Raw genomic sequence first — 2555 nt, forward strand, 5'->3', positions numbered from 1 at the left:
TTGTATTGGTAGCGGGGACCGGATTTGAACCGATGACCTTCGGGTTATGAGCCCGTGAGTTGATTAAAAACCCATAAAAAGAGATCACAAAGAATAACTGAATACCCTTGACATAAAAGGCTTTTGTCATTACCCCTCTTATTACTGGTTATGATTGTTTTTCACCCTAGAGGTTGGATATAGGGTTGGATAAAATTTTGAGGGGGGTGGACCTCATGGCACAAGACAGGGTCAAGACGAAGTACCCCGGTGTTTTTTATCGGATCAGACAGCGAATCTCCGAAAACGGTAAGCGAGAGCCGGGAACCGAACAGGTCTTTTTTGTTGTCTACAAAAAAAACGGCAAGACGATTGAGGCGAAGGCCGGGAGGCAGTACGCTGACGGTATGACCGCAGCAAAGGCTAACCGTATGCGCACCAACCTTATTGAAGGGCGTGAGCTGACCCCTGTACAGAAACGGGAGAAAGAACGTCAAAAAGTCTGGACCGTTCAAGCCCTTTGGGACGATTACAAGGAGTACAAAACCGACCGCTCCACAAAGGCGTGGAAAGGCCAAGTCACAGATGAAAACAGATATGTGTTGCACCTTGAAAAATCCTTCGGAAGGAAACGACCTGAGGATCTTGTCACCCTGGACATCCAACGGCTCACAGGTCGGATGAAGAAAGCGGGGAAGAAACCGGCTACCATTAGAAACGCGATTGAGCTTTTACGGCGTATCGTGAACCACGGGATCAAAAACGGCTATTGCTCCACTGATAACAAGCGGCTTCGTTTTGAGATGCCGGAAGTTGACAATGAAGTGACCGAGTTTTTGACCCCGGAACAGCTTGAACGACTTTTGGAATCCATCGAGCAGGATAAATCCTGGAAGGCCCGGGGGATCATGAAACTTGCACTATTCACGGGCATGAGACGTGGTGAGCTGTTCAAGCTCCGATGGGAAGACATAGACCTTGAGAACGGCTTTCTCGTTCTCCGTGGCCCCAAGGGCGGCAGGGACCAGCGTTTACCTGTCAATGGTGAGGCCCAGAAGGTCTTAGACGGCGTTCCGGGCACAAGGGAAGGGTATGTGTTCCCTGGTCGGTATGGAAACCAGCTACAGGACATGAGAAAGACCTTTCGGCGCATAGCCGACAAGGCAGGGTTGCCCAAGAACTTTAGACCCCTTCACGGTTTGAGGCATACCTACGCTTCCATGCTGGCCTCGACGGGTGAAGTTTCCATGCACGTCCTGCAAAAACTAATGACCCACAAAAGCCAAAAGATGACGGCGCGATATGCCCATCTTTCAGACGAAACCTTGCAAAATGCGGCAACGGTTGCGGCCAAGACCTTTGAGAGTTGCAACGGCAAGGCTGGATGACAAATTTTCCCGGCCTAGCCCTGGACTAGCTATCTAGGGTGAACGGGGGGACCTTGCCCCCTTGGCCGGGATCTTCACAAGGACCAACCGAAACACAAGGACGGTTGAAAATGGATTTTTACAACAAAGAGAGTTTTTACCTTTTTTGGCGCAAAGAGTACATTTTACGAAACGATTCATTTCAAGATGCGTGGGCAGTTTTCAAAGAAGATAAGGAAGGCAATACTCCAGGATATCAAGAAAAAATCAAAATACTTGAAGGCGTTCACTTCCTCCCAGGGGATACCGAAAAGATGGATGCCGACTGGATCATTGACTTTTTATGGAAGCTCAAAAAACAAGGGGACCAAAACCCCAAAACAAAGGACATTTCTTGCCTTTGGAACAAGCCCGGGATGTTTACGGGTGGCGGTTTGCCCATGCGAACTTTGCCCGGACACATTCAGAACAACACAGAGAGCGTGACCGTGGGGTCATTTTTTGAACGGGATATCATGACCACAACCCTTGAAATGCAATTCCTATATTGGAGCCAAAGGCCCGGCAAGGAGACCGAGCAGACCAGGACAAAAGCCCAAGAGTCATGGGAACGCTTGATACGCCACAAGGTCGGAAAGGGGCACCACTGGCCCCGAGCGGTTGGCCTTTGGCTTTGGGATCATACCGTAGAGGCCGGAACGTCAGACCGGGGAGAAGCTATCTATGCCTTTCTTGATATTTTCGGAGGAGACGAAAACACCCCGAAGACGTGGAAGGATGAAAAATTACTCTCCCGGACATTTACCAAAACGCGCGAATGTATTGAAATCATGGATGTTTTGCCTATGAGATAACCCAGGAACGCAATAACTCAATTATTGCGGATACGACACCAAACACAGACGGCCATATTTTGCCCTCACTTGTGAAACAATTTTACAAAGTGAGGGCATTTTTTATGGAAAATGGATTGAACGACGTAGCAGCGGCGAAGTTTCTTGGACTTAAACCATCGACTTTGCGGAAGTATCGATTTGATGGAAAAGGCCCAGCGTATTACAAAATGGGCGGGAGAGTAGTTTATTATACCGAAGATCTTTTGAAATTCCGTTCGGTACACCGTATTGAACCGCGTAGGGTATAGGGGGCGACCGTGGAAAACAGAAAAGCCCACGGCGCGAACCATGGGCAAATGAAAAATATTGATGC

2 protein-coding genes are annotated in these 2555 nt (G+C 48.8%); both read left to right on the top strand.

Going from position 1 to position 2555, the window contains the following annotated elements:
- Nucleotides 1–215 precede the first annotated feature (215 nt).
- A complete protein-coding gene (locus ACY692_RS14840; protein WP_462326155.1) occupies nt 216–1367 on the top strand; it encodes a tyrosine-type recombinase/integrase in 1152 nt (383 codons plus the stop codon).
- Nucleotides 1368–1477: 110 nt separating this feature from the next.
- Nucleotides 1478–2200 (top strand): hypothetical protein, encoded by a 723-nt coding sequence (locus ACY692_RS14845; protein ID WP_462326156.1) that lies wholly within the window; start codon nt 1478–1480, stop codon nt 2198–2200.
- Nucleotides 2201–2555: the final 355 nt, after the last annotated feature.

It is taken from the genome of Desulfoplanes sp. (genome assembly GCF_054921335.1).

Coding starts and splice junctions, on each gene's coding strand:
- ACY692_RS14840 (WP_462326155.1), top strand. CDS start 216: ATGGCACAAGACAGGGTCAAGACGAAGTACCCCGGTGTTTTTTATCGG.
- ACY692_RS14845 (WP_462326156.1), top strand. CDS start 1,478: ATGGATTTTTACAACAAAGAGAGTTTTTACCTTTTTTGGCGCAAAGAG.